This is a genomic window from Pseudomonas sp. LBUM1646 (genome assembly GCF_059716165.1).
This window is the reverse complement of record NZ_CP166810.1, coordinates 5,498,375-5,518,776: the sequence shown is the minus strand read 5'-3', so window position 1 is coordinate 5,518,776 and position 20,402 is coordinate 5,498,375. Positions and strand designations below refer to the sequence as shown.

Below are 20,402 nucleotides of genomic sequence, written 5' to 3'. Positions count from 1 at the left end.
GTAGCTTTTAGTGCTGCAAAATCTTGTTGAGGAAATGCTGCGTACGCTCGGCGCGGTGGCTGATGTCGCCGAAGAATTCCTCTTTCTTGCAGTCTTCGATGATCTTGCCCTGGTCCATGAAGATCACGCGGTCCGCCACTTTGCGGGCGAAGCCCATTTCGTGGGTCACGCACATCATGGTCATGCCTTCGTGGGCCAGTTGCACCATCACATCGAGCACTTCGTTGACCATTTCCGGGTCGAGCGCTGAGGTCGGTTCGTCGAACAGCATGACGATCGGGTCCATGGCCAACGCACGGGCAATTGCCACACGCTGTTGCTGACCACCGGAGAGTTGGCCGGGGTGCTTGTGCGCGTGGGCCGACAAGCCGACGCGCTCCAGCAGTTGCAGGCCTTTCTTGGTGGCTTCTTCCTTGCTGCGGCCCAACACCTTGATCTGCGCGATGGTCAGGTTTTCAGTGATGGACAGGTGCGGGAACAGCTCGAAATGCTGGAACACCATGCCTACCCGCGAACGCAGTTTCGGCAGGTCGGTCTTCGGATCGGCGATGGACGTGCCATCTACGATCACGTCGCCTTTCTGGAACGGTTCCAGGGCGTTCACGCATTTGATCAGGGTCGATTTGCCCGAGCCGGACGGCCCGCAGACCACGATCACTTCGCCTTTTTTGACCTCGGTGCTGCAATCAGTCAGTACCTGGAAGTCGCCATACCACTTGTTGATGTTCTTGATAGAGATCATACGGCAAACCTTTTTTGCAGACGCTTGACCAGCAGCGAGGCGGCAAAGCTGATTGTGAAGTACGTAAGCCCTGCGAAGATCAGGAACTCGTTGGAGCGACCGATGATGTCGCCACTGGCACGGGAGGCATTGAGGAAGTCCACCAGACCGACCGCGTAGACCAGCGAGGTATCCTGAAACAGGATGATGCTCTGTTGCAGCAACAGCGGGGTCATCTTGCGGAACGCTTGCGGCAGGATGATCAACCGCATCATCTGGCCGTAAGTCATGCCCAAGGCCTGGGCTGCGCCCATCTGGCCCTTGGAAATCGACTGCACGCCCGCCCGGACGATTTCGCAGAAGTACGCGGCTTCAAACATCATGAACGCCACGATGCAGGAAGCGAATGCGCCGATCGGCGTGTCTTCGCCGGTGATCCAGCGCAGTACGAACGGCACTGCCAGGTAGAACCAGGTGATGACCAGCAGCAACGGGATCGAACGGAAGTAGTTAACGTAGGCGCCGGCGAGGTTCGACAGCAGTTTGTTGTGGGACAGGCGCATCAGCGCGAGGATCGTGCCGAGGATGATCCCGCCGACGACGCCCAGCGCCATCAGTTGCAGGGTCATGACCATGCCGTTCCACAAACCCGGCAGGGACGGAACGATGCCCGAGAAGTCGAATTCCATCATTTACCCCCTAGGGAGATCAGGCCCGGTACGGCGACTTTCTTCTCGACCAGGCGCATCAGCAGCATCAGGCTCATGTTCAGGGTGAAGTAGATCAGCGTGGCCAGGGTGAACGCTTCGAACAGGTTGGCGGAGAACTCGGCGGTCTGTTTGGTCTGCGCAAGCAGCTCCATCAGGCCAATCAGCGAGGCTACCGACGAGTTCTTGAACACGTTCAAAAATTCCGAGGTAAGCGGCGGAATGATGATCCGGTAGGCCTGGGGCAGCAGCACGTTCCAGTAGATCTGCGGCAGCTTGAAGCCCATCGCGCGAGCGGCGGACTCCTGACCACGGGGCAACGCCTGGATGCCGGTGCGCACTTGTTCGCAAACCCGCGCGGCGGTGAACAGGCCCAGGCACACGACAACGCTCAGGTAGGCCGAGGTGGTCGGGTTCAGGTCCTGCTTGTACCAGTCCTGCAGGTTTTGCGGCAGCAGGTCGGGCACCAGGAAGTACCAGATGAACAGCTGAACCAGCAGCGGCACGTTACGGAAGAGTTCGACGTAGCAGGTCGCGATGCCCGATACGACGCGGTTCGGCACGGTGCGCATGACACCCAGGACCGAGCCCAGCGACAGCGCGATAATCCAGGCCACGACGGCGATGGCGATGGTCCAGCCCAGCCCGGAGATGTACCAGTCGAGATAAGTCTCGCTGCCCACGCCGGTGGACTTGAAGAACACACTCCAGTCCCAGTTGTAATTCATTAGGGTCTCCCCTCGGATCGATCAAAGTACAGGTGCCCGCCTGGGGAAGCTCCGTTCCCGCCTGATCTTGAAGATCAGGCACACTCGATCGGCTCGACAGCCACCGGTTCGAGTGTTTCCAAAATATGCCAGCAGGGAGTGACAACCTCCTGAAAGGGCAGTGGCCCTCTCAGGAGATAAGGTTAGTCAGAAATCAGGACTTCTTGTCGTCAGCCGCTTTATCGGTCGGGCTTGCGATCAGCTTCTTGAGCTCGTCGCTCATCGGGAAGTTCAGGTTCAGGCCTTTAGGCGGGATTGGCGCCATGAACCATTTGTCGTAGATCTTGTTGATCTCGCCCGACTTGTAGGTCGCCACGATGGCGTCGTCTACAGCCTTCTTGAACGGCTCGTCGCCCTTGCGGACCATACAGCCGTAGATTTCGTAGGACTGTGGAGTACCGGTCACGGCCCAGTCATCGGCCTTCTTGGCCTTGGCCGCTTCACCGGCCAGCAAGGCGTCGTCCATCATGAAGGCAACAGCTCGGCCCGATTCCAGCATCTGGAAGGACTCGCCGTGGTCTTTGGCGGAGATGACGTTCATGCCCATCTGCTTGTCGGCGTTCATCGACTTGAGGATGCGCTCGGACGTGGTGCCTGCGGTGGTCACGACGTTCTTGCCTTTGAGGTCGGCGAAGTCTTTGTAAGCGGAATCTTTCTTGGACAGCAGGCGGGTGCCGATTTCGAAGATGCCGACGGAGAAGTCAACTTGCTGCTGACGCTCGACGTTGTTGGTGGTGGAGCCGCACTCGACGTCCACGGTGCCGTTCTGCACCAGCGGGATACGGGTTTGCGAGGTGACCAGGTTGTATTTGACCTGGAGGTTTGGCAGGTCGAGGTCTTTCTTGATGGCTTCGACGATTTTCAGTTGGATATCGTGGGAGTAGCCCATCGGTTTGCCGGAAGCATCAGCGATGTAGGAGAACGGGATGGAAGCGTCGCGATGCCCGAGGGTGATCACACCGGACTCTTTGATCTTCTTCAGTGTGCCGGTGAGCTCGGCAGCGAAAACTGGAGTGCTAATCAGAGCGGCAGCAATGGCTGCGCCCAGGATATGGGGAACGATGCGCATCAAATTTTCCTCGACATTGTTTTTTTTATGGAGCCAGTTCGTCGGCCCTTTTGTGCTTCGAATGCGTGGCGGCACCTGAACGGTGGGCACGACAGAACATTCGTCCAAGAGTGTAGAGCATGACTCGTGCCAGGCCAGGCGATATGAATCAACTTGTTGATTTAAAAGGGTATTAAGTTTTTTTGGCGTTGGATTTACGGCTTGGCTATCCGGTAAACCGAATCGACTGGCGGGTCGCGTTCGGAAAACCGAATGCATGCACGTGTAACCTGCAGGGGCGAGGCTTGCCCGCGAAGAACGAAAACGCGGTACATCAGGCAAACCGAGGTGATGCCTTCGCGGGCAAGTCGGGTCGCCGCATCGCTCGCTCCTACCGGGGCAGGTACAAAAAAGCCCCTGAATCTCACGATTCAGGGGCTTTCGTTTAACCGGATTCCCGATCAGGCCGCTTCGATCTTGCTGCGGTTCTGCTCGACCTTGCCCAGGTAAGCCACCAGCTTCTGCTGCTCGTCCGGGGTGGTGAACAACCCGAGCTTGCTGCGACGCCACAGAATGTCATGGGCGGTGGTGGCCCATTCTTCGCTGCACAGGTAATCGACTTCGCGGGTATAGAGACCACCGCCGATGTGTTCGCCCAGGTCGCTGAGGCTCTGTACGCCTTCGAGCATGCGCCAGGTACGGCTGCCGTAGGTGGTGGCCCAGCGGCGGGCGATCTCGGTAGGCACCCAGTCAAACTGGTCGCGGATCTTCGCGCACAAGGCTTGCGGGGTCGTCATGTCTTCGCCGCCGGGCAGGGTGGCCGTCGCGGTCCAGCTCGGCTTGATCTGCGTGAAGTACGGGGCCAGTTGCGCCAGCGCCGACTCGGCCAGTTTGCGGTAGGTGGTCAGCTTGCCGCCGAATACCGACAGCAACGGAGCTTCTTCGCCCGTGCCGGACAGCGCCAGGGTGTAGTCGCGGGTCACGGCGGACGGGTTGTCAGACTCGTCGTTGCACAGCGGACGCACACCGGAATAGCTGTGCAAGATGTCGTCGCGGCTGACTTGCTTCTTGAAGTGAGCGTTGACCACTTTGAGCAGGTAATCGGTTTCGCCTTCGGTGATCGCCACTTTTGCCGGATCGCCGGTGTATTCGCGGTCGGTGGTGCCGATCAGGGTGAAGTGGTTGAGGTACGGAATGGTGAAGACAATGCGCTGATCTTCGTTCTGCAGAATGTGCGCGTGTTCGCCTTCGTACAGTTTCGGCACGATCAGGTGACTGCCCTGAATCAGGCGGATGCCGTACGGCGAATCCATCTTCAGGTCGTCACGAATGAACTTGGCCACCCACGGGCCGGCGGCGTTCACCAGTGCTTTGGCGCGGATCGAGAACAGGCTGCCATCGGCACGTTCCAGGTTAAGGTGCCACAGGCCTTTGGCGCGACGGGCGCTGACGCAACGGGTCTGGGTGTGCACGTGGGCGCCTTTTTCGCGGGCGGCCATGGCGTTCAGGACTACGAGGCGTGCATCGTCGACCCAGCAATCGGAATATTCGAAGCCTTTGGTGATTTCGCTTTTCAGCGGGCTGTCCGGGCCGAACTTCAGGCTTTTCGAGCCTTCCAGTTTTTCCCGCTTGCCCAGGTGGTCATAAAGGAACAAACCGGCGCGGATCATCCACGCTGGGCGCAGGTGCGGGCGGTGTGGCAGCACGAAGCGCATTTGCTTGACGATGTGCGGGGCTTTGGCCAGCAGCACTTCGCGCTCGGCGAGGGCTTCGCGCACCAGACGGAATTCGTAATGTTCGAGATAGCGCAGGCCGCCGTGGATCAGCTTGCTGCTGGCCGACGACGTATGGCTGGCCAAGTCGTCCTTTTCACAAAGGAACACCGAAAGACCGCGACCGGCGGCATCCGCTGCGATCCCCACACCATTGATCCCACCACCGATGACGGCGATATCGTAGACCTCGGCGAGAGGGGGCGTAGGCAAGGTAGAAGTGGGCATCGGCTGGCCTCGGGCTTTTATGATTTTCGATATTGGAATTCGAACATTAATGTTCATTTTCGAAAATGGTAGCCCATAAAGCCGCCCACAGCCAGTCAACTTCGATTGAAAATACTGATCGAAGGGCCCAAAAAGGAAAATTTACGAACATTCACGCACAGAACATTCCCACGCTCTGCGTGGGAATGCATCGATAGACGCTCTGCGTCGGCACTTGAGGCGGGGCGCGGAGCGTCCCAGGCGGCATTCCCACGCGGAGCGTAGGAACGATCTGTGTCGACGGGAGGTTAAACGACTTCGAGCCGAATTTTGTGCTGACTCAACAGCTGCGCCAACGCCGGCACTGGCTGCTGATCGGTGACCAGGCAATCAATCAAACTGATCGGCCCCAAACGAATCATGGCGTTGCGCCCGAATTTGCTGGAGTCAGCCGCCAGAATCACCTGCCGGGCGTTGGCGATAATCGCCTGGGACACCCGCACTTCCTGATAATCGAAATCCAGCAGGCTGCCGTCTTCATCGATACCACTGATGCCGACCAGCGCGAAATCGACCTTGAACTGGTTAATGAAGTCGACACTCGCCTGACCCACCACACCGCCGTCGCGCCGCACATTGCCGCCGGTCAGCAGGACATCGAAATCATCCTTGGCGCTGAGCATTGAAGCGACATGCAGGTTGTTGGTGATGATTTTCAGGTGATTGTGGTTGAGCAACGCCCGGGCAATCGATTCGGTCGTCGTGCCGATATTGATGAACAGCGAGGCGTGATCGGGGATCTGAGCCGCAATGGCTTCGCCAATACGCTGTTTTTCATCGCGCATCTGGTCGGCACGCATGGCGTAGGCGGTGTTTTCGACACTGGAATCGTAAGCTGCGCCGCCATGGTAGCGACGCAACAAATTGGCTTCCGCGAGCTGATTGATGTCGCGGCGGATGGTTTGCGGTGTTACGACGAACAGCGTGGCCATTTCCTCGATACTCACATAGCCGCGTTCGCGGACCAGTTCGAGGATTTGCTGCTGACGGGGAGGCAGATTCATGGGGCTTCCTTTGGGCTGCCGTGCAAAATTTGCCCATGATGCCGCAGGAATCTGCTCCCTACCAGTTACATACCGATACGAGTACTTACGTTGGCTTATTCAGCGCCTTCATGAGGTTCCCAGTCGCGGGTGCGGCTGACCGCTTTTTTCCAGCCGGCGTAGAGTTTTTCCTTCGCGCTTTCCTCCAGTGCTGGTTCGAACTCGCGTTCGATGACGGCCTTGCCGCGCAACTCATCCAGGCTGCCCCAGAAGCCGCACGCCAGGCCGGCCAGGTAAGCGGCGCCCAGTGCAGTGGTTTCGCGCATTTGCGGACGCTCAACCTGCGTGCCGAGGATGTCGGCCTGGAACTGCATCAGGAAGTTGTTTGCCACCGCGCCGCCGTCTACGCGCAGGGACTTGAGGCGTTCGCCGGAGTCCTGTTGCATGGCGTCGAGTACGTCGCGGGTCTGGTAGGCAATCGACTCCAGCGCTGCGCGAATGATGTGATCCACGCGTACGCCGCGGGTCAGGCCGAACAGCGCGCCACGGGCATACGGGTCCCAGTACGGTGCACCCAGACCAGTGAAGGCTGGCACCAGGTACACGCCGTTGCTGTCCTTGACCTTGCTCGCGAAGTATTCGGTGTCGGTGGCATCGGCGATGATCTTCAGTTCGTCACGCAGCCACTGCACGGTCGACCCACCGTTGAACACGGCGCCTTCCAGGGCGTAAGCCACTTCGCCTTTTGGACCGCAAGCGATGGTGGTCAGCATGCCGTGCTTGGACTTCACGGCTTTGTCGCCGGTGTTCATCAGCAGGAAGCAGCCGGTGCCGTAGGTGTTTTTCGCCTGGCCTGGCTCGACGCACATCTGGCCGAACAGGGCCGCTTGCTGGTCACCGGCGATACCGCCGATGGCGATGCCGCTCTTGGTGTGGCCGTAGATTTCCGACGACGATTTAACTTCTGGCAACATCTCGCGCGGGATGTCGAGGACTTCCAGCATCTTCGCGTCCCACTCCAGGGTGTGGATGTTGAAGAGCATGGTGCGCGAGGCGTTGGTGTAGTCGGTGACGTGGACTTTGCCGCCGGTAAATTTCCAGATCAGCCAGCTGTCGACGGTGCCGAACAGCAGTTCGCCGTTGCGTGCGCGTTCACGGCTGCCTTCGACGTTGTCGAGGATCCACTTGAGCTTGGTGCCGGAGAAGTACGGGTCGGTGACCAGGCCGGTGGTCTCGCTGATGTATTGCTCGTGGCCATCGCGCTTGAGCTGCTGGCAAATCTCGGTGCTGCGGCGGCACTGCCAGACGATCGCGTTGTAGATCGGGCGGTCGGTGGTTTTGTCCCAGACGACGGTGGTTTCGCGCTGGTTGGTGATACCGATGGCGGCGACCTGGTCGTGATGCAGGCCGGCTTGTGCCAGGGCCTCGACCATCACGGCGCTTTGGGTCGCGAAGATTTCCATCGGGTCATGTTCGACCCAACCGGCTTGCGGGTAATGCTGCACGAATTCGCGTTGGGCGGTGCAGACCACGTTCGCGTCGCGGTCGAAAATGATCGCGCGGGAGCTGGTCGTACCCTGATCGAGGGCAATGATGTAGTTCTTATTCTGAATATCGGTCATGTCGATTGCCTTGGACGAAATAAGGGAGTGAGGTCAGGCGCGCGATCAAAGGGCAGGATCACGCGCCAACGGTATCAAGAAGTTCTTGGTTTGCCGTCAATGGCCGGTGTTGCGTCCTTTGTAGCAGGTTCGGTGCTTGGCAAATGACGGGCAATCAGCCCGCGATAGGCAGCAGCGCCGAGGCAGGCACCGACAATCGGTGCAAAAATCGGAATCAGGAAATACGGGATATCGCGTCCGCCGGTGAAGGAAATTTCACCCCAGCCAGTAAAGAAAGTCATCAGCTTAGGACCGAAATCACGCGCAGGGTTCATTGCGAAGCCAGTCAGTGGACCCATCGAGCTGCCAATCACCGCAATCAGCAGGCCAATCAGCAGCGGAGCCAGCGGCCCCTTCGGCAGGCCGTTGTTGTCGTCGGTCAGGGACATGATCACGCCCATCAGGATGGCGGTGATGATCACTTCAACAAGGAACGCCTGGGCTGTGGACAAGGCCGGGTGCGGGAAGGTGGAGAACACCGACGCCAGTTCAAGGCTGGCTTGGGTGCCACGAACCATATGGTGAGTTTGTTCGTAATCGAAGAAGAGATTGCTGTAAAGCGTGTAAACCAACAACGCTCCGCAGAACGCGCCGGCTACTTGGGCGATGATGTAGAAGGGCAGTTTGCGCTTTTCGAAGTCAGCGAAAATGCTCAGGGCAATACTCACGGCAGGATTGAGGTGAGCCCCGGAAACCCCGGCGGTCAGGTAGATCGCCATGCTGACGCCAACACCCCAGATGATACTGATTTCCCAAAGGCCAAAGCTGGCGCCCGCGACCTTGAGCGCGGCAACACAACCCGTCCCGAAAAAGATCAGCAGCGCAGTACCCAAGAACTCAGCCATGCATTGGCTCGAGAGTGGCGGTTGTTTCAAAGCAGTTGTCATCGAAAACCTCATTTTTGTTGTTGTCTGGCGCTTTGTCATCTTGGTCAAAGCGCGATTTTCACCGAGTCAGGATCCCCATCCTGATCTTGGTTTACTGCCGAGTACTACTTCGGGATCATTCCTACAGTATTCGCATTCGAAAAAATATAGACAAGAAACGCTGCTGTCAAAGGTCGAAAGTGAACCATCGGTCACATTTAAACTATTCGCCCTGTGAATGATCGTGTTGATGGCCTGATGAGTTGGCTGTAAACCCGTGAAGCAGGGCCGCGCCAAGCCTTTGAATTAGCCGCGCAATAGAGCCTTTTGCGGTTCAATGACCTAGAATCTGGCGCAGTATTTTTCTTCTGCCGCCAAGCCTGGAGCTGCCATGACGCCCGCATTGGATTTGTTGAAAAAAGTTCGCGCCGAACATCGCGTGCACAGTTACGAACATGATCCGAAGGCGGCGTCCTATGGTCTGGAGGCTGCGGAAAAACTGGGATTGGACCCGGCGCAGGTGTTCAAGACCCTGTTGGCGGCCAGTGAGAAAGGTGAATTGCTGGTGGCGGTGGTGCCGGTCGTCGGAAGTCTGGATTTAAAGCACCTGGCGCATGCCGCCGGGGTGAAAAAAGTCGAAATGGCCGATCCGGCGGCCGCTCAACGCGCGACCGGTTATCTGTTGGGTGGTATCAGTCCGTTGGGGCAGAAAAAGCGTCTGCGCACCTTTATCGATAATTCGGCGCAACCCTTTGCCAGCATTTTTGTCAGTGCGGGGCGGCGTGGTCTGGAAGTAGAGTTGGCGCCCGCGGTACTGGCTGAGCACACCCAGGCGAAGTTCGCTGATATCGGCCGGGTCTGATCTGACTTAGGGAGAAGGTTATGCAGCTTGAATATCATCAGGTCGATGCGTTCAGTGATCGTCCGTTCAGTGGCAATCCGGCGATGGTCTATCGGCTCGATGCCTGGCTTTCCGATGAGTTGATGCAAAAAATCGCCGCCGAGCACAACCTCGCCGAAACCGCCTTCGTGGTGCGTGAAGGTCAGGCTTGGCATATCCGCTGGTTTACCCCGACCACTGAGGTGCCGCTGTGCGGGCATGCGACCCTGGCCAGCGCGTTCGTGCTGTTTGAAATCTATATGGAACCGGCCGAGCGCCTGGATTTCATCTGCAAGTCCGGCCCGCTGAGCGTCAGCCGTGAAGGCGGGCTGCTGTGGCTGGACTTTCCGGCGATCGTACCCTCGGAAGTCGGTGTGACCTTGGATGTCGAGCGCGCTCTGGGTGTGGAAGCGGTGGATGTGCTGGGTTCGAATGAACTGTTGGTGGTGTTGGAGTCCGAGCAGGCGGTGCTCGATTGTCGGCCAGATATGGCGGCACTGGCGAAACTGCCGTGGCCGGGGGCAATCGTCACGGCCAAGGGCGGCAAGCATGATTTTGTCTCCCGGTATTTCGCGCCAGCGATCGGCATCAATGAAGACCCGGTGACCGGCTCAACCCATTGCAGCTTGATTCCGTACTGGTCGAAACGCTTGGGTAAATCGAGTCTGACGGCTTATCAATGCTCGGCCCGGGGCGGGGAGTTGTTCTGTCGGATGGAAGGGGATCGGGTGAAGATTGGCGGGAAGGCGACGCTTGTTGCGCGCGGAACGCTGATGCTGAGTTGACCTTGTAGGAGCAAGGCTTGCCCGCGATGGGCTTGATACGGTTGATCAGTCACACCGCGTTATCGTTCATCGCGAGCAAGCTTTGCTCCTGCAAGGGTAGCTATCAGCTGGCGGTGCTGTAGCGGCGGACACCGGATTCGACCGCTGGGATCTGCGCCGCTGTGCTGCCGGATGCCTGGAATAGCACCAAATGCTCCGCCGCTACACGAATCCCCACCTGCGCACCCACCTGATGGTCGGCATGGCTCGGAAAGATCGATTCCAGCTGTGCGCCCGTCGGCAACTGCAAGCGATACAAGGTTGAAGCGCCAAGGAACGTCTTGCCGATGATCCGCGCTTTCAACTCACTGTCCGGCGCATAAACGATGTCGTCCGGGCGCAGCAACACATCAACAGCGCCGCCAATCGGCCAGGTGTAGGCCCGATTGCCGCGCAACTCACCGAGTTCTGTCTGCACCGATTCCGGCGTGTTCAACTGGCCGCGAATGAAGTAACCCTGGCCAATGAAACTGGCCACAAACGGTGTCAGCGGTTCGTGATACAGGTTGTAGGGCGTATCCCATTGTTCCAGGCGACCTTCCTTGAAAACCCCGACATGATCGCTGACGGCGAAGGCTTCTTCCTGGTCGTGAGTCACCAGAATCGCACTGGTGCCACGGGCCTTGAGGATGTCGCGCACTTCATGGCTGAGCTTGCGCCGCAGTTCGCCATCGAGGTTGGAGAACGGTTCGTCGAGCAACAACAGTTGTGGTTCCGGCGCCAGGGCGCGAGCCAGTGCGACGCGTTGCTGCTGACCGCCGGACAGCTCATGGGGGAAGCGCTTGCCGAGGTTTTTCAGGTTGACCAGTTCGAGCAGCTCTTCGGTGACGCGCTCCTTTTGCGGATGCTTGCGGATCCCGAAGGCGATGTTTTCGGCCACGCTCAAATGCGGAAACAGGGCGTAGTCCTGAAAGACCATGCCGATCCGGCGCTTCTCCGGGGCGAGGGTGAAACCGGCGCTGGAAATGGTCTCGCCCGCCAGCTGGATTTCACCTTCGTGCACCGGTTCGAAACCGGCGATGGCCCGCAGAGTGGTGGTCTTGCCGCACCCGGATGAGCCCAGCAGGCAACCGATATCGCCGGCATTCAAATGCAGGTTGAGGTTTTGCACGACCCGCTGGTCTTGATAGCCGCAGGCAAGGTTGCGCAGGTTGAGCAGTAATGGCTGGCTCATGCGTGGTGGTACGCCGGTGTGACCAGGAATTCCAGCAGGGCCTTTTGTGCGTGCAGACGGTTTTCCGCCTGGTCCCAGGCCACGGAGCGCGGGTCATCCAGCAGGTCGAGGCTGATTTCTTCGCCACGGTGGGCCGGCAGGCAGTGCATGAACAGCACGTCCGTCGCGGCTTGGTCGAGCAGGGCGCGGTTGACCTGGAACGGGGCGAACAGCTTCAGGCGCTTGGCGGTTTCTTCTTCCTGGCCCATGGAGGTCCAGACGTCGGTGCTCACCAGGTGCGCGCCGCGCACGGCATCCTGTGGATCGCGGACGATGGTCACACGATCGCCGGCCTTGGCCACGAACTCGGGGCTAGGCTCGTAACCTTCCGGGCAGGCAATGCGCAACTGGAAGTCGAACTGGATCGCCGCTTCTATATAGCTGTTGCACATGTTGTTGCCATCGCCAATCCAGGCCACGGTCTTGCCCTGGATCGAGCCGCGATGTTCGAGGAAGGTTTGCATGTCGGCCAGCAACTGACACGGGTGCAGGTCATCGGATAGGCCGTTGATCACCGGAACACGGGAGTTGGCAGCAAATTCGGTGAGGGTGCTGTGGGCAAAGGTACGGATCATCACCGCGTCGAGCATGCTCGACATGACAATGGCGCAGTCGCCGATCGGCTCGCCACGACCCAGTTGGGTATCGCGGGGCGAGAGGAAAATCGCCTGGCCGCCGAGCTGGATCATGCCGGCTTCGAACGAGATGCGCGTACGGGTCGAGGACTTCTCGAAAATCATCCCCAGGACGCGGTTTTTCAGAGGCTCGAACAGTACACCGCGGTTACGCAGGTCCTTGAGCTCAACGCCTCGACGGATCACGCTGACCAGCTCTTCGGGCGTGCAATCCATCAGGGAGAGAAAGTGCCTTGCGCTCATCATTGACTACCTTTTTGCAACAGACCGCAGATACTCAAAGCCTTGTTTAACTGAAAAACGGGCGAGACCTGCGGCGTAAGCCGCACGGGGCGACGAAATAGGGGAAGGCGCGATCTTATAATTAAATGTCGCGTCTTACCAATAGGAGGCTTATTTTTCCGGCTTCACAGATGTTTCGAGATTCACAACCGGATGCCGCATTTGTACACGGTGCCCAAGCGGGTTTGCAAATCAAGTGCAGCGTGGCGGGCCAATGAGGGCCAGGTTTTAATGGCGCGCGTTGCTTGCTGTTACGGTTTTGCGTGCCGGTGGTGGGGCCGCGGTCCGGTATTATCGGCGCCGTTGCGGATCTTCGACTCAATCCAGTCAAACACCCAAGGAGGGAGCTCTGTGTCGATCAATAAAACCGGAAACATTGGCCTGACACGTCTGCGTCGTGTGTCTCCGGCGTTTGATATGGCGGTGCTGTCCACGGTCATGGGCTTCGCGATTATCGCCAATTCTATTTACCCTGGCGTTCCAAGCGCACTGGTGGGGGCCATTGTCGGCGCTTTTATCGGTGTGAAGAATTTCAGGGATGATGCGAGTGCAGATTGATTCCACCCAATTTTTGGTAATTGGCGGATTGATCGCAATTGGAATTTACCTGGGGGCCTCGCTACTGGCCCGATCCACACCCGATCTCAAGCACGGTGCTGCATTGGTGGTCGCCTGGTTTACCGTCGTGAGCGTCATTGATATTGCTTTGCAGGTGTATCAAGCCGAACCTCATCAACTGGGCATCCTGGCAAACCAGAAAGCTATCATCCTGATCGGGTCCGGCGTCATGCTTTGGCTGGCCATCGGCGGTATATGGACAGCACTGACCTCTCCGTTCAAAAAGAAAGCGTTGAAAGTTTCCCAGGCCCAGTGAGGCTCACTCGGTATTTCTGTGCAGTGTGTCTGGTCTGAAACATTTGCTTATGCAAAGTGCTGGGTTATAACTAAGTCTCGAGCGACGCAGGAAGCCTCCGGAATGGAATCGAAAGAACAGCAGTTAATGGAATTACTCGGCCTTACAGCCCGCTCTCTGACCCATCTCACTGCTTCGATGACGTCAATGTCCTTTGAGTTGATGCGCAGTGAAGACGAAGTGACCAAAGCCGCCGGTCGACGCATGATCGACCGTATGGCGACTATCAGCGCCGGGCTTGACGAGCACTGGCGCCTGATTGGCGAGCTCACCGGCGTGCATGTCGCCCATGAGCAGATCGAAACCATCCAGGAAATCCAGTTGCAGGCGCCACCCAGGTTGCCGCCGAACTGATCGCCAGCGGCCATCGACTGGCCTGATGGCCACCGATTCACAAGACGAACGTCGCTGGCGCAGCGACGGGGCACGCGCCATAGTTTTGTTCCCGCGGCTGATAGTGCCCGCCCAGAACAAAATAGAGACTGGCCATGACCAAGACTCTCCATCACCGTGCCTGCCATCTGTGTGAAGCCATTTGCGGCCTGACCATCGAAACCACCGAGGCCGAAGGCCGGGTACAGATCACTTCAATCAAGGGTGACGCCCAGGATACCTTCAGTCGCGGGCATATCTGCCCCAAAGCGGTGGCCCTGCAAGACATCCAGAACGACCCGGATCGCCTGCATCAGCCGATGCAGCGCGTGGGCAGTGAATGGCAGCCTATCGCTTGGGAAGACGCCTTCAGCCTCGTAGCCGAACGTCTGGCGACGATTCAGGAGCGTCACGGGCAGAACGCGGTGGCGGTTTATCAAGGTAATCCCAGCGTGCACAACTATGGGCTGATGACCCACAGCAATTACTTTCTCGGCCTGTTGAAAACCCGTAACCGGTTTTCCGCGACCTCGGTCGATCAGTTGCCCCATCACCTGATCAGTCATTTGATGTACGGCCACGGCTTGCTGTTGCCGATCCCGGACATCGATCACACCGATTTCATGTTGATCCTGGGCGGTAACCCGTTGGCGTCCAACGGCAGCATCATGACCGTGCCCGATGTGGAGAAACGGCTGAAGGCGATTCAGGCCCGGGGCGGGAAAGTAGTGGTGGTCGATCCGCGCCGCAGCGAAACGGCAGCCATTGCCGATCAGCATCTGTTCGTGCGTCCCGGCGGCGATGCGGCATTGCTGTTCGGGCTGCTCAATACCTTGTTCGCTGAAGGCTTGACTCGCGACAGTCATTTGCCGGTGGACGGTCTGGATGAGGTGCGTGAGGCGGTCGCGGGTTTCACCGCCGAGGTCATGAGCCCGCTGTGCGCCGTGCCCGCAGAACAAATCCGCCAACTGGCCCGGGACTTTGCCGCAGCACCGACAGCGGTCTGCTACGGCCGCATGGGGGTCTCGACCCAGGCTTTCGGTACGTTGTGTCATTGGGTCGTGCAGTTGATCAACCTGGTCACCGGCAACCTCGACCGCGTGGGCGGTGCGCTGTGCACCGAACCGGCGGTGGATTTGGTGGCGTCCACCTCGGGCGGGCATTTCAATCGGTGGCAGAGTCGGGTGTCCGGGCGTCCGGAGTACAGCGGCGAATTACCGGTGTCGGCCCTGGCCGAAGAGATGCTCACCGGTGGGGAAGGGCAGGTTCGAGCGCTGATCACCGTGGCGGGCAATCCGGTGTTGTCCACGCCCAACGGCCGGCAACTGGAGCAGGCGCTGGACGGGTTGGAGTTCATGGTCAGCATCGACCTCTACATCAATGAAACTACCCGCTACGCCGACCTGATCCTACCGTCCACCTCAGCCCTGGAAAACGATCACTACGACACCACGTTCAACATGTTTGCCGTGCGTAACGTCACGCGCTTCAACCGGGCGATTCTGGCCAAGCCGGAAGACGCGTTGCACGACTGGGAAATCTTCGTCGGCCTGGCCAAGGCGTTTGCGGCGAAGACCGGCAAGGAACTCAAGCCGACCATTGCCCCGGCGCAGATGATCGACCGTGGCTTGCGAATGGGGCTATATGGCGATGGGTCGGAGCACAAGCTGTCGCTGGCGACTTTGTTCGATCATCCGCATGGCGTTGATTTGGGCGCGCTAAAATCCAATCTCGCGCCACGGCTCAAGACTGCGAACCAGCATATCCAGGCCGCGCCGGCGGCGATTCTGGCTGACCTGACACGCTTCGCGGCACTGCAAGCACCGGCCGCCGACGAGCTGCTGATGATTGGCCGCCGACATGTGCGCAGCAATAACTCGTGGATGCACAACTATCACCGTCTGGTGAAGGGCAAGCCGCGCCATCAACTCTTGATGCATCCCGACGATCTGGCCAGCCGTGGGCTCAGCGATGGGCAGCGGGTGCGGGTCAGTTCGCGGGTCGGGGTGATCGAAGTTGAAGTGCTCGGCAGTCTGGATATGATGAAAGGCGTGGTCAGCCTTCCGCATGGTTGGGGCCATGCGCGGCCTGGGGTGCAGATGACGATCGCCAGCAGCCAGCCGGGGTCCAGCGCCAATGACCTGACTGACGAGTGTCAGCTCGATGAGTTGTCGGGAAATGCGGCGTTGAACGGCGTGCCGGTGACCGTGGCGGCGGCTTGAGCATGTCTGTCGGGGAGACCGAGCATGGCGCTCGGGTTTCCGTTACAATGCGCCACCGTGCCGACCCTTGAGTCGGAAAGTTCAGCCGAGGTGCTCCATGGATATCATCGAAACGATTAAAGAGCAGATTGCTAACAACACCATTCTGCTTTACATGAAAGGCTCGCCGAATGCCCCGCAGTGTGGCTTCTCCGCGAAAGCCGCGCAGTCCGTCATGGCGTGTGGTGAGAAATTCGCCTACGTGGACATCCTGCAGAACCCGGAAATTCGCGCCAATCTGCCAAAGTACGCCAACTGGCCAACCTTCCCGCAACTGTGGGTCGGTGGTGAGCTGGTCGGCGGTAGCGACATCATGACTGAAATGGCTGCTGACGGTTCGTTGCAGGCCACGATCAAAGCCGCTGTTGAAAAAGCCGCTGCTGGCAAGACCGAAGCCTGATCCGCTTCTGCATGGGTTTCAGGCAAGCCTGAAACCCGGGCAATAAAAAGCCCCGCACCTCATAAGAGGGCGGGGCTTTTTAGTGTCTCGAGTTTAGCGAAGGCTAACTTACTCTTCGCCCATCTGCGATTGCAGATAGTTCTCAAGACCGACTTTATCGATCAGGCCCAATTGGGTTTCCAGCCAGTCGATATGTTCTTCTTCGGATTCGAGAATATCTTCAAGCAGCTCACGGCTGCCGAAGTCGCCGACGGTTTCGCAATGGGCGATCGCGACCTTGAGGTCCGCGTGACCGGCGAGTTCGATACGCAGGTCGCACTCAAGCATTTCCTTGGTGTGTTCGCCGATCTGCAGCTTGCCCAGGTCCTGGACGTTCGGCAGGCCTTCAAGGAACAGGATGCGCTTGATCAGCTTGTCCGCGTGCTTCATCTCGTCGATGGATTCTTTGTACTCATGCTTGCCGAGCTTGTTCAGACCCCAATCTTCATACATGCGCGCATGCAGAAAGTATTGATTGATCGCGACCAGCTCATTGGCAAGGATCTTGTTGAGATGCTGGATGACTGTAATGTCGCCTTTCATGATGGGGTCCTGCCCTTTATTAACTGACTATAAGGCAGAGTTTGAGCCGCGTAATTAGGAGTGTCAAACCTAAGTTATTGAAAATTATATGAAAATTAATCGGAATAAGAATGTTTGTGTTCCGCGTTTTGACCCTAAGCGGTTGATTTTCAGGCATAAAAAAACCGGACTTGAGTCCGGTTCTTTGAAATACGGTAATTATGCGGCAGTAAATTCAACAGGAAATGGAATCGCGGCTTGGGCGGTTTGCAGCTTGGTCAGGGTTTCGCGCACCACTTCCTTGGCAAGGCAGGCGCATTTACCGCATTGACTCGCTACGCCGGTGGCCTGACGGACTTCTTTATAGCTGCAGCAACCTTCATAGATTGCATCGCGGATTTGACCGTCGGTGACGCCAGTGCAGAGGCAGACATACATAAGTGAGAACCGTCGCTGGTTGTGACTCAATTGCGATGGATCTTAATGTTAACGAGAATGATTGTCAAAGTGCTTTCTGAAAGCTTCGCGTTATAAGCGTCGATGGCTGACGAACGGTTTCCAACATGGCATTGCGACAGTAACGGCAGCGAGTCTGAATTTCTGCCGCCGCTGAAAAACCGTTAAGGACAGCTCAAAAACGCCGTGTATGATGGTCGGTCCTTGCGAAGGCGGTTCGTGTCACAGGGATGTCGCTTGCGGGTGGCAGGCTGACGCGGACCCAGTTCTTCACGTTATTAGACCAGGAGATATCCAATGAGCGTACTCGTAGGCAAACAAGCCCCAGACTTCACCGTACCGGCCGTACTTGGCAACGGCGAGATCGTAGACAGCTTCACTCTGTCGTCGGCCATCAAAGGCAAATACGGCCTGGTGTTCTTCTACCCGCTGGACTTCACCTTCGTTTGCCCGTCCGAGCTGATCGCTCTGGACAACCGCATGGCTGACTTCAAAGCCCGCAACGTTGAAGTGGTTGCCGTGTCGATCGACTCGCATTTCACCCACAACGCATGGCGCAACACCCCGGTCAACAATGGCGGTATCGGCCAGGTCCGTTACACCATGGCTGCCGACATCAAGCAGGAAATCATGAAGGCCTACGACGTTCAGTCCGCTGACGGCGTTGCATTCCGTGGCGCGTTCCTGATCGACGACAAAGGCGTTGTCCGCTCGCAGATCATCAACGACCTGCCGCTGGGCCGTAACATGGAAGAGCTGATCCGTCTGGTCGACGCTCTGCAATTCCACGAAGAGCACGGCGAAGTTTGCCCTGCCAACTGGAAAAAAGGCGACAAAGGCATGACCGCTTCCACCGAAGGTGTTGCGGCTTACCTGACCGAGCACGCTGCGGCCCTGTAAGCCCAAGCGTCAGGCATAAAAAAACCGGCCGTTGAGGCCGGTTTTTTTGTGGGCGGAATAAACCCGGCGACTGGATCAGTCGTTGAAGTCTTCCCAACCGCCCATTTGTTTCCAGCGATTGACGATGCCGCAGAACAGCTCGGCCGTCTTCTCGGTGTCGTAGCGAGCCGAATGGGCCTCGCGACCGTCGAAGTCGATATCGGCCGCCTGGCAGGCCTTGGCCAATACGGTCTGACCGTAAGCCAAGCCGGCGAGGGTGGCGGTGTCGAAGCTGGAGAAAGGATGAAACGGGTTACGTTTCATGTCCAGGCGCGCCACAGCGGCGTTGAGGAAGCCCAGGTCGAAGCTGCTGTTGTGCCCGACCAGGATCGCCCGCTTGCAGCCGTTGGCTTTCAGGGCCTTGCGGATGCCGCGGAAAATATCGGTCAGCGCGGTTTCTTCACTCACCGCCATGCGTAGCGGATGATCGAGCTTGATCCCGGTGAACTCCAGGGCCGCCGCTTCGATGTTCGCGCCTTCGAACGGCTCGACGCGGAAGAAGTAGGTGTGATCGGCGTACACAAACCCTTTTTCGTCCATGGCGATGGTGGTCGCCGCGATTTCCAGCAGGGCGTCGGTGGCCGAGTTGAAACCACCGGTTTCTACGTCGACGACAACCGGCAGGTAACCACGGAATCGGGCCGCCATTGGATGACGAGGACTGCCTCCGCCGCCTTGACCGTCCTGTTCGTCGTCGAAATGGTCTTCACTCACGCGTGTTCCTCCAGCAGGCGCCAGCGCAGTTTTTCACCGGCGCGCAGCGGGATTACGGTCAGCTCGCCAAATGGCAGGCTGGTTGGGGCGGTCCACTCATCGCGGACCAGGGTAATGCGATCGGTGTTCACCGGCAGGCCATAGAAGCGCGGGCCGTTGAGGCTGGCAAAGGCTTCGAGCTTGTCCAGCGCGTTGCGCTGTTCGAAGGCTTCGGCGTACATCTCGATCGCAGCATAAGCGGTGTAGCAACCGGCACAGCCGCAAGCGGCTTCTTTGGCGTGCTGGGCATGCGGCGCCGAGTCGGTGCCGAGGAAGAACTTCTCGCTGCCGCTGGTGGCGGCGTCGAGCAGGGCTTCCTGGTGGGTGTTGCGCTTGAGAATCGGCAGGCAGTAGAAGTGCGGTCGAATCCCGCCCACCAGCATGTGGTTGCGGTTGTACAGCAGGTGATGAGCAGTGATGGTTGCGCCGACGTTGGCCGGAGCCGCGTTGACGAACTGCACGGCATCGCTGGTGGTGATGTGTTCGAACACCACTTTGAGCGTCGGGAAACGCTCGACCACACGCCGCATGTGCTCATCGATGAAGATTTTTTCGCGGTCGAACACGTCGACATCGCCACGGGTGACTTCACCGTGAATCAACAACGGCATCCCGACTTCGGCCATGGCCTCGATTGCCGGGAAGATCTTGTCGATGCTGGTGACGCCAGAATCCGAGTTGGTGGTGGCGCCGGCCGGGTACAGCTTGGCGGCGTGAACGAAACCGCTGGCCTTGGCTTCACGAATTTCTTCGGGTTGGGTGCGGTCGGTCAGGTACAGCACCATCAGCGGTTCGAAACGACTGCCGGCCGGGCGTGCAGCGAGAATCCGCTGGCGATAGCCGTCGGCTTCAGCGGCGTTGCGCACCGGAGGTACCAGGTTGGGCATGATGATGGCGCGACCAAAGGTGCGCGCGACATCCGCAACGGTATTGGACAAAACAGCACCATCGCGAAGATGAATATGCCAGTCGTCGGGACGCAGCAGGGTCAGGCGGTCGGACATGAGGGGATTCCAGGCGGGTCAAACTGAGGGGAATGCTACCGGAAAAGACTCTCTCAGGCACTCGCTATCAAGTTTTGCAGGAACGTACCGATATGAACTAGGTATGCCGTAAACATG

The 20,402-nt window shown here is 58.4% G+C and carries 22 protein-coding genes; 8 read left to right on the top strand and 14 right to left on the bottom strand.

From position 1 onward, the window contains the following. Positions 1-7: 7 nt before the first annotated feature. The 8 genes from ACA071_RS25120 to ACA071_RS25085 form a co-directional block, all read right to left on the bottom strand. The gene (locus tag ACA071_RS25120) at positions 8-742 is read right to left on the bottom strand and encodes an amino acid ABC transporter ATP-binding protein (RefSeq protein ID WP_497641576.1); all 735 of its coding nucleotides are present in this window, start codon (positions 740-742) and stop codon (positions 8-10) included. Further along, entirely contained in the window at positions 739-1,410 is a 672-nt protein-coding gene (locus tag ACA071_RS25115; protein WP_123410323.1) for an amino acid ABC transporter permease, read from the bottom strand. The genes ACA071_RS25120 and ACA071_RS25115 overlap by 4 nt, the downstream gene beginning before the upstream one ends. Further along, positions 1,410-2,156, bottom strand: coding sequence for an amino acid ABC transporter permease (locus tag ACA071_RS25110; protein ID WP_497641575.1), 747 nt, complete (start codon positions 2,154-2,156; stop codon positions 1,410-1,412). The genes ACA071_RS25115 and ACA071_RS25110 overlap by 1 nt, the downstream gene beginning before the upstream one ends. A gap of 193 nt (positions 2,157-2,349) precedes the next feature. Further along, positions 2,350-3,264, bottom strand: coding sequence for a glutamate/aspartate ABC transporter substrate-binding protein (locus ACA071_RS25105; protein WP_497641574.1), 915 nt, complete (start codon positions 3,262-3,264; stop codon positions 2,350-2,352). 440 nt (positions 3,265-3,704) lie between these two features. Continuing rightward, on the bottom strand, positions 3,705-5,243 hold the full coding sequence (glpD, locus tag ACA071_RS25100; protein ID WP_497641573.1) for a glycerol-3-phosphate dehydrogenase: 1,539 nt from the start codon (positions 5,241-5,243) through the stop codon (positions 3,705-3,707). Positions 5,244-5,530: 287 nt separating this feature from the next. Further along, a complete protein-coding gene (locus ACA071_RS25095; RefSeq protein ID WP_007916700.1) occupies positions 5,531-6,286 on the bottom strand; it encodes a DeoR/GlpR family transcriptional regulator in 756 nt (251 codons plus the stop codon). A 95-nt stretch (positions 6,287-6,381) separates the two neighbouring features. After that, on the bottom strand, positions 6,382-7,887 hold the full coding sequence (glpK, locus tag ACA071_RS25090) for a glycerol kinase GlpK (protein ID WP_497641572.1): 1,506 nt from the start codon (positions 7,885-7,887) through the stop codon (positions 6,382-6,384). Between the two features lie 74 nt (positions 7,888-7,961). After that, positions 7,962-8,813 (bottom strand): MIP/aquaporin family protein, encoded by an 852-nt coding sequence (locus tag ACA071_RS25085; protein ID WP_497645381.1) that lies wholly within the window; start codon positions 8,811-8,813, stop codon positions 7,962-7,964. Positions 8,814-9,183: 370 nt separating this feature from the next. On the opposite strand from ACA071_RS25085, the gene ybaK reads away from it, so the two are divergent. Together ybaK and ACA071_RS25075 are read left to right on the top strand one after the other, a co-directional pair. After that, positions 9,184-9,654, top strand: coding sequence for a Cys-tRNA(Pro) deacylase (ybaK, locus tag ACA071_RS25080; RefSeq protein WP_213938361.1), 471 nt, complete (start codon positions 9,184-9,186; stop codon positions 9,652-9,654). A 20-nt stretch (positions 9,655-9,674) separates the two neighbouring features. Then, the gene (locus ACA071_RS25075) at positions 9,675-10,457 is read left to right on the top strand and encodes a PhzF family phenazine biosynthesis protein (protein WP_497641571.1); all 783 of its coding nucleotides are present in this window, start codon (positions 9,675-9,677) and stop codon (positions 10,455-10,457) included. A 103-nt stretch (positions 10,458-10,560) separates the two neighbouring features. Here the strand turns inward: ACA071_RS25075 and ACA071_RS25070 are convergent, their stop codons facing one another. Further along, positions 10,561-11,670, bottom strand: coding sequence for an ABC transporter ATP-binding protein (locus ACA071_RS25070; protein ID WP_497641570.1), 1,110 nt, complete (start codon positions 11,668-11,670; stop codon positions 10,561-10,563). Beyond that, complete coding sequence (gene argF, locus ACA071_RS25065; protein WP_497641569.1) at positions 11,667-12,587, bottom strand: ornithine carbamoyltransferase; 921 nt, start codon at positions 12,585-12,587, stop codon at positions 11,667-11,669. Before argF ends, ACA071_RS25070 begins: the two co-directional genes overlap by 4 nt. A 390-nt stretch (positions 12,588-12,977) precedes the next feature. On the opposite strand from argF, the gene ACA071_RS25060 reads away from it, so the two are divergent. The 5 genes from ACA071_RS25060 (at position 12,978) to grxD (ending at position 16,572) form a co-directional block, all read left to right on the top strand. After that, positions 12,978-13,184, top strand: coding sequence for a hypothetical protein (locus tag ACA071_RS25060; protein ID WP_497641568.1), 207 nt, complete (start codon positions 12,978-12,980; stop codon positions 13,182-13,184). Next, the gene (locus tag ACA071_RS25055) at positions 13,174-13,500 is read left to right on the top strand and encodes a hypothetical protein (protein ID WP_497641567.1); all 327 of its coding nucleotides are present in this window, start codon (positions 13,174-13,176) and stop codon (positions 13,498-13,500) included. Before ACA071_RS25060 ends, ACA071_RS25055 begins: the two co-directional genes overlap by 11 nt. 102 nt (positions 13,501-13,602) lie before the next feature. Continuing rightward, positions 13,603-13,893 carry a PlzR type 4 pili assembly inhibitor gene (gene plzR, locus ACA071_RS25050; protein ID WP_213938357.1) on the top strand — a complete coding sequence of 97 codons (291 nt, stop codon included), beginning with the start codon at positions 13,603-13,605 and terminating at the stop codon, positions 13,891-13,893. 134 nt (positions 13,894-14,027) lie between these two features. Continuing rightward, entirely contained in the window at positions 14,028-16,133 is a 2,106-nt protein-coding gene (locus ACA071_RS25045; protein WP_497641566.1) for a molybdopterin oxidoreductase family protein, read from the top strand. Between the two features lie 97 nt (positions 16,134-16,230). Then, positions 16,231-16,572 (top strand): Grx4 family monothiol glutaredoxin, encoded by a 342-nt coding sequence (gene grxD, locus ACA071_RS25040; RefSeq protein ID WP_497641565.1) that lies wholly within the window; start codon positions 16,231-16,233, stop codon positions 16,570-16,572. 108 nt (positions 16,573-16,680) lie between these two features. Here grxD and bfr read toward each other — a convergent pair whose 3' ends face one another. Both bfr and ACA071_RS25030 read right to left on the bottom strand, forming a co-directional pair. Continuing rightward, complete coding sequence (gene bfr / locus ACA071_RS25035) at positions 16,681-17,154, bottom strand: bacterioferritin (protein ID WP_497641564.1); 474 nt, start codon at positions 17,152-17,154, stop codon at positions 16,681-16,683. Between the two features lie 198 nt (positions 17,155-17,352). Then, complete coding sequence (locus tag ACA071_RS25030; RefSeq protein WP_008057530.1) at positions 17,353-17,571, bottom strand: bacterioferritin-associated ferredoxin; 219 nt, start codon at positions 17,569-17,571, stop codon at positions 17,353-17,355. Between the two features lie 315 nt (positions 17,572-17,886). Between ACA071_RS25030 and ACA071_RS25025 the strand changes: the two genes are divergently transcribed. Beyond that, positions 17,887-18,489, top strand: coding sequence for a peroxiredoxin (locus ACA071_RS25025; RefSeq protein WP_054045198.1), 603 nt, complete (start codon positions 17,887-17,889; stop codon positions 18,487-18,489). Between the two features lie 75 nt (positions 18,490-18,564). Here ACA071_RS25025 and rnt read toward each other — a convergent pair whose 3' ends face one another. Both rnt and pyrC read right to left on the bottom strand, forming a co-directional pair. Continuing rightward, positions 18,565-19,242: a ribonuclease T gene (gene rnt / locus ACA071_RS25020; RefSeq protein ID WP_497641563.1), complete on the bottom strand. Its 678-nt coding sequence runs from the start codon at positions 19,240-19,242 to the stop codon at positions 18,565-18,567. Further along, positions 19,239-20,285 (bottom strand): dihydroorotase, encoded by a 1,047-nt coding sequence (gene pyrC / locus ACA071_RS25015; protein WP_497641562.1) that lies wholly within the window; start codon positions 20,283-20,285, stop codon positions 19,239-19,241. Before pyrC ends, rnt begins: the two co-directional genes overlap by 4 nt. Positions 20,286-20,402: the final 117 nt, after the last annotated feature.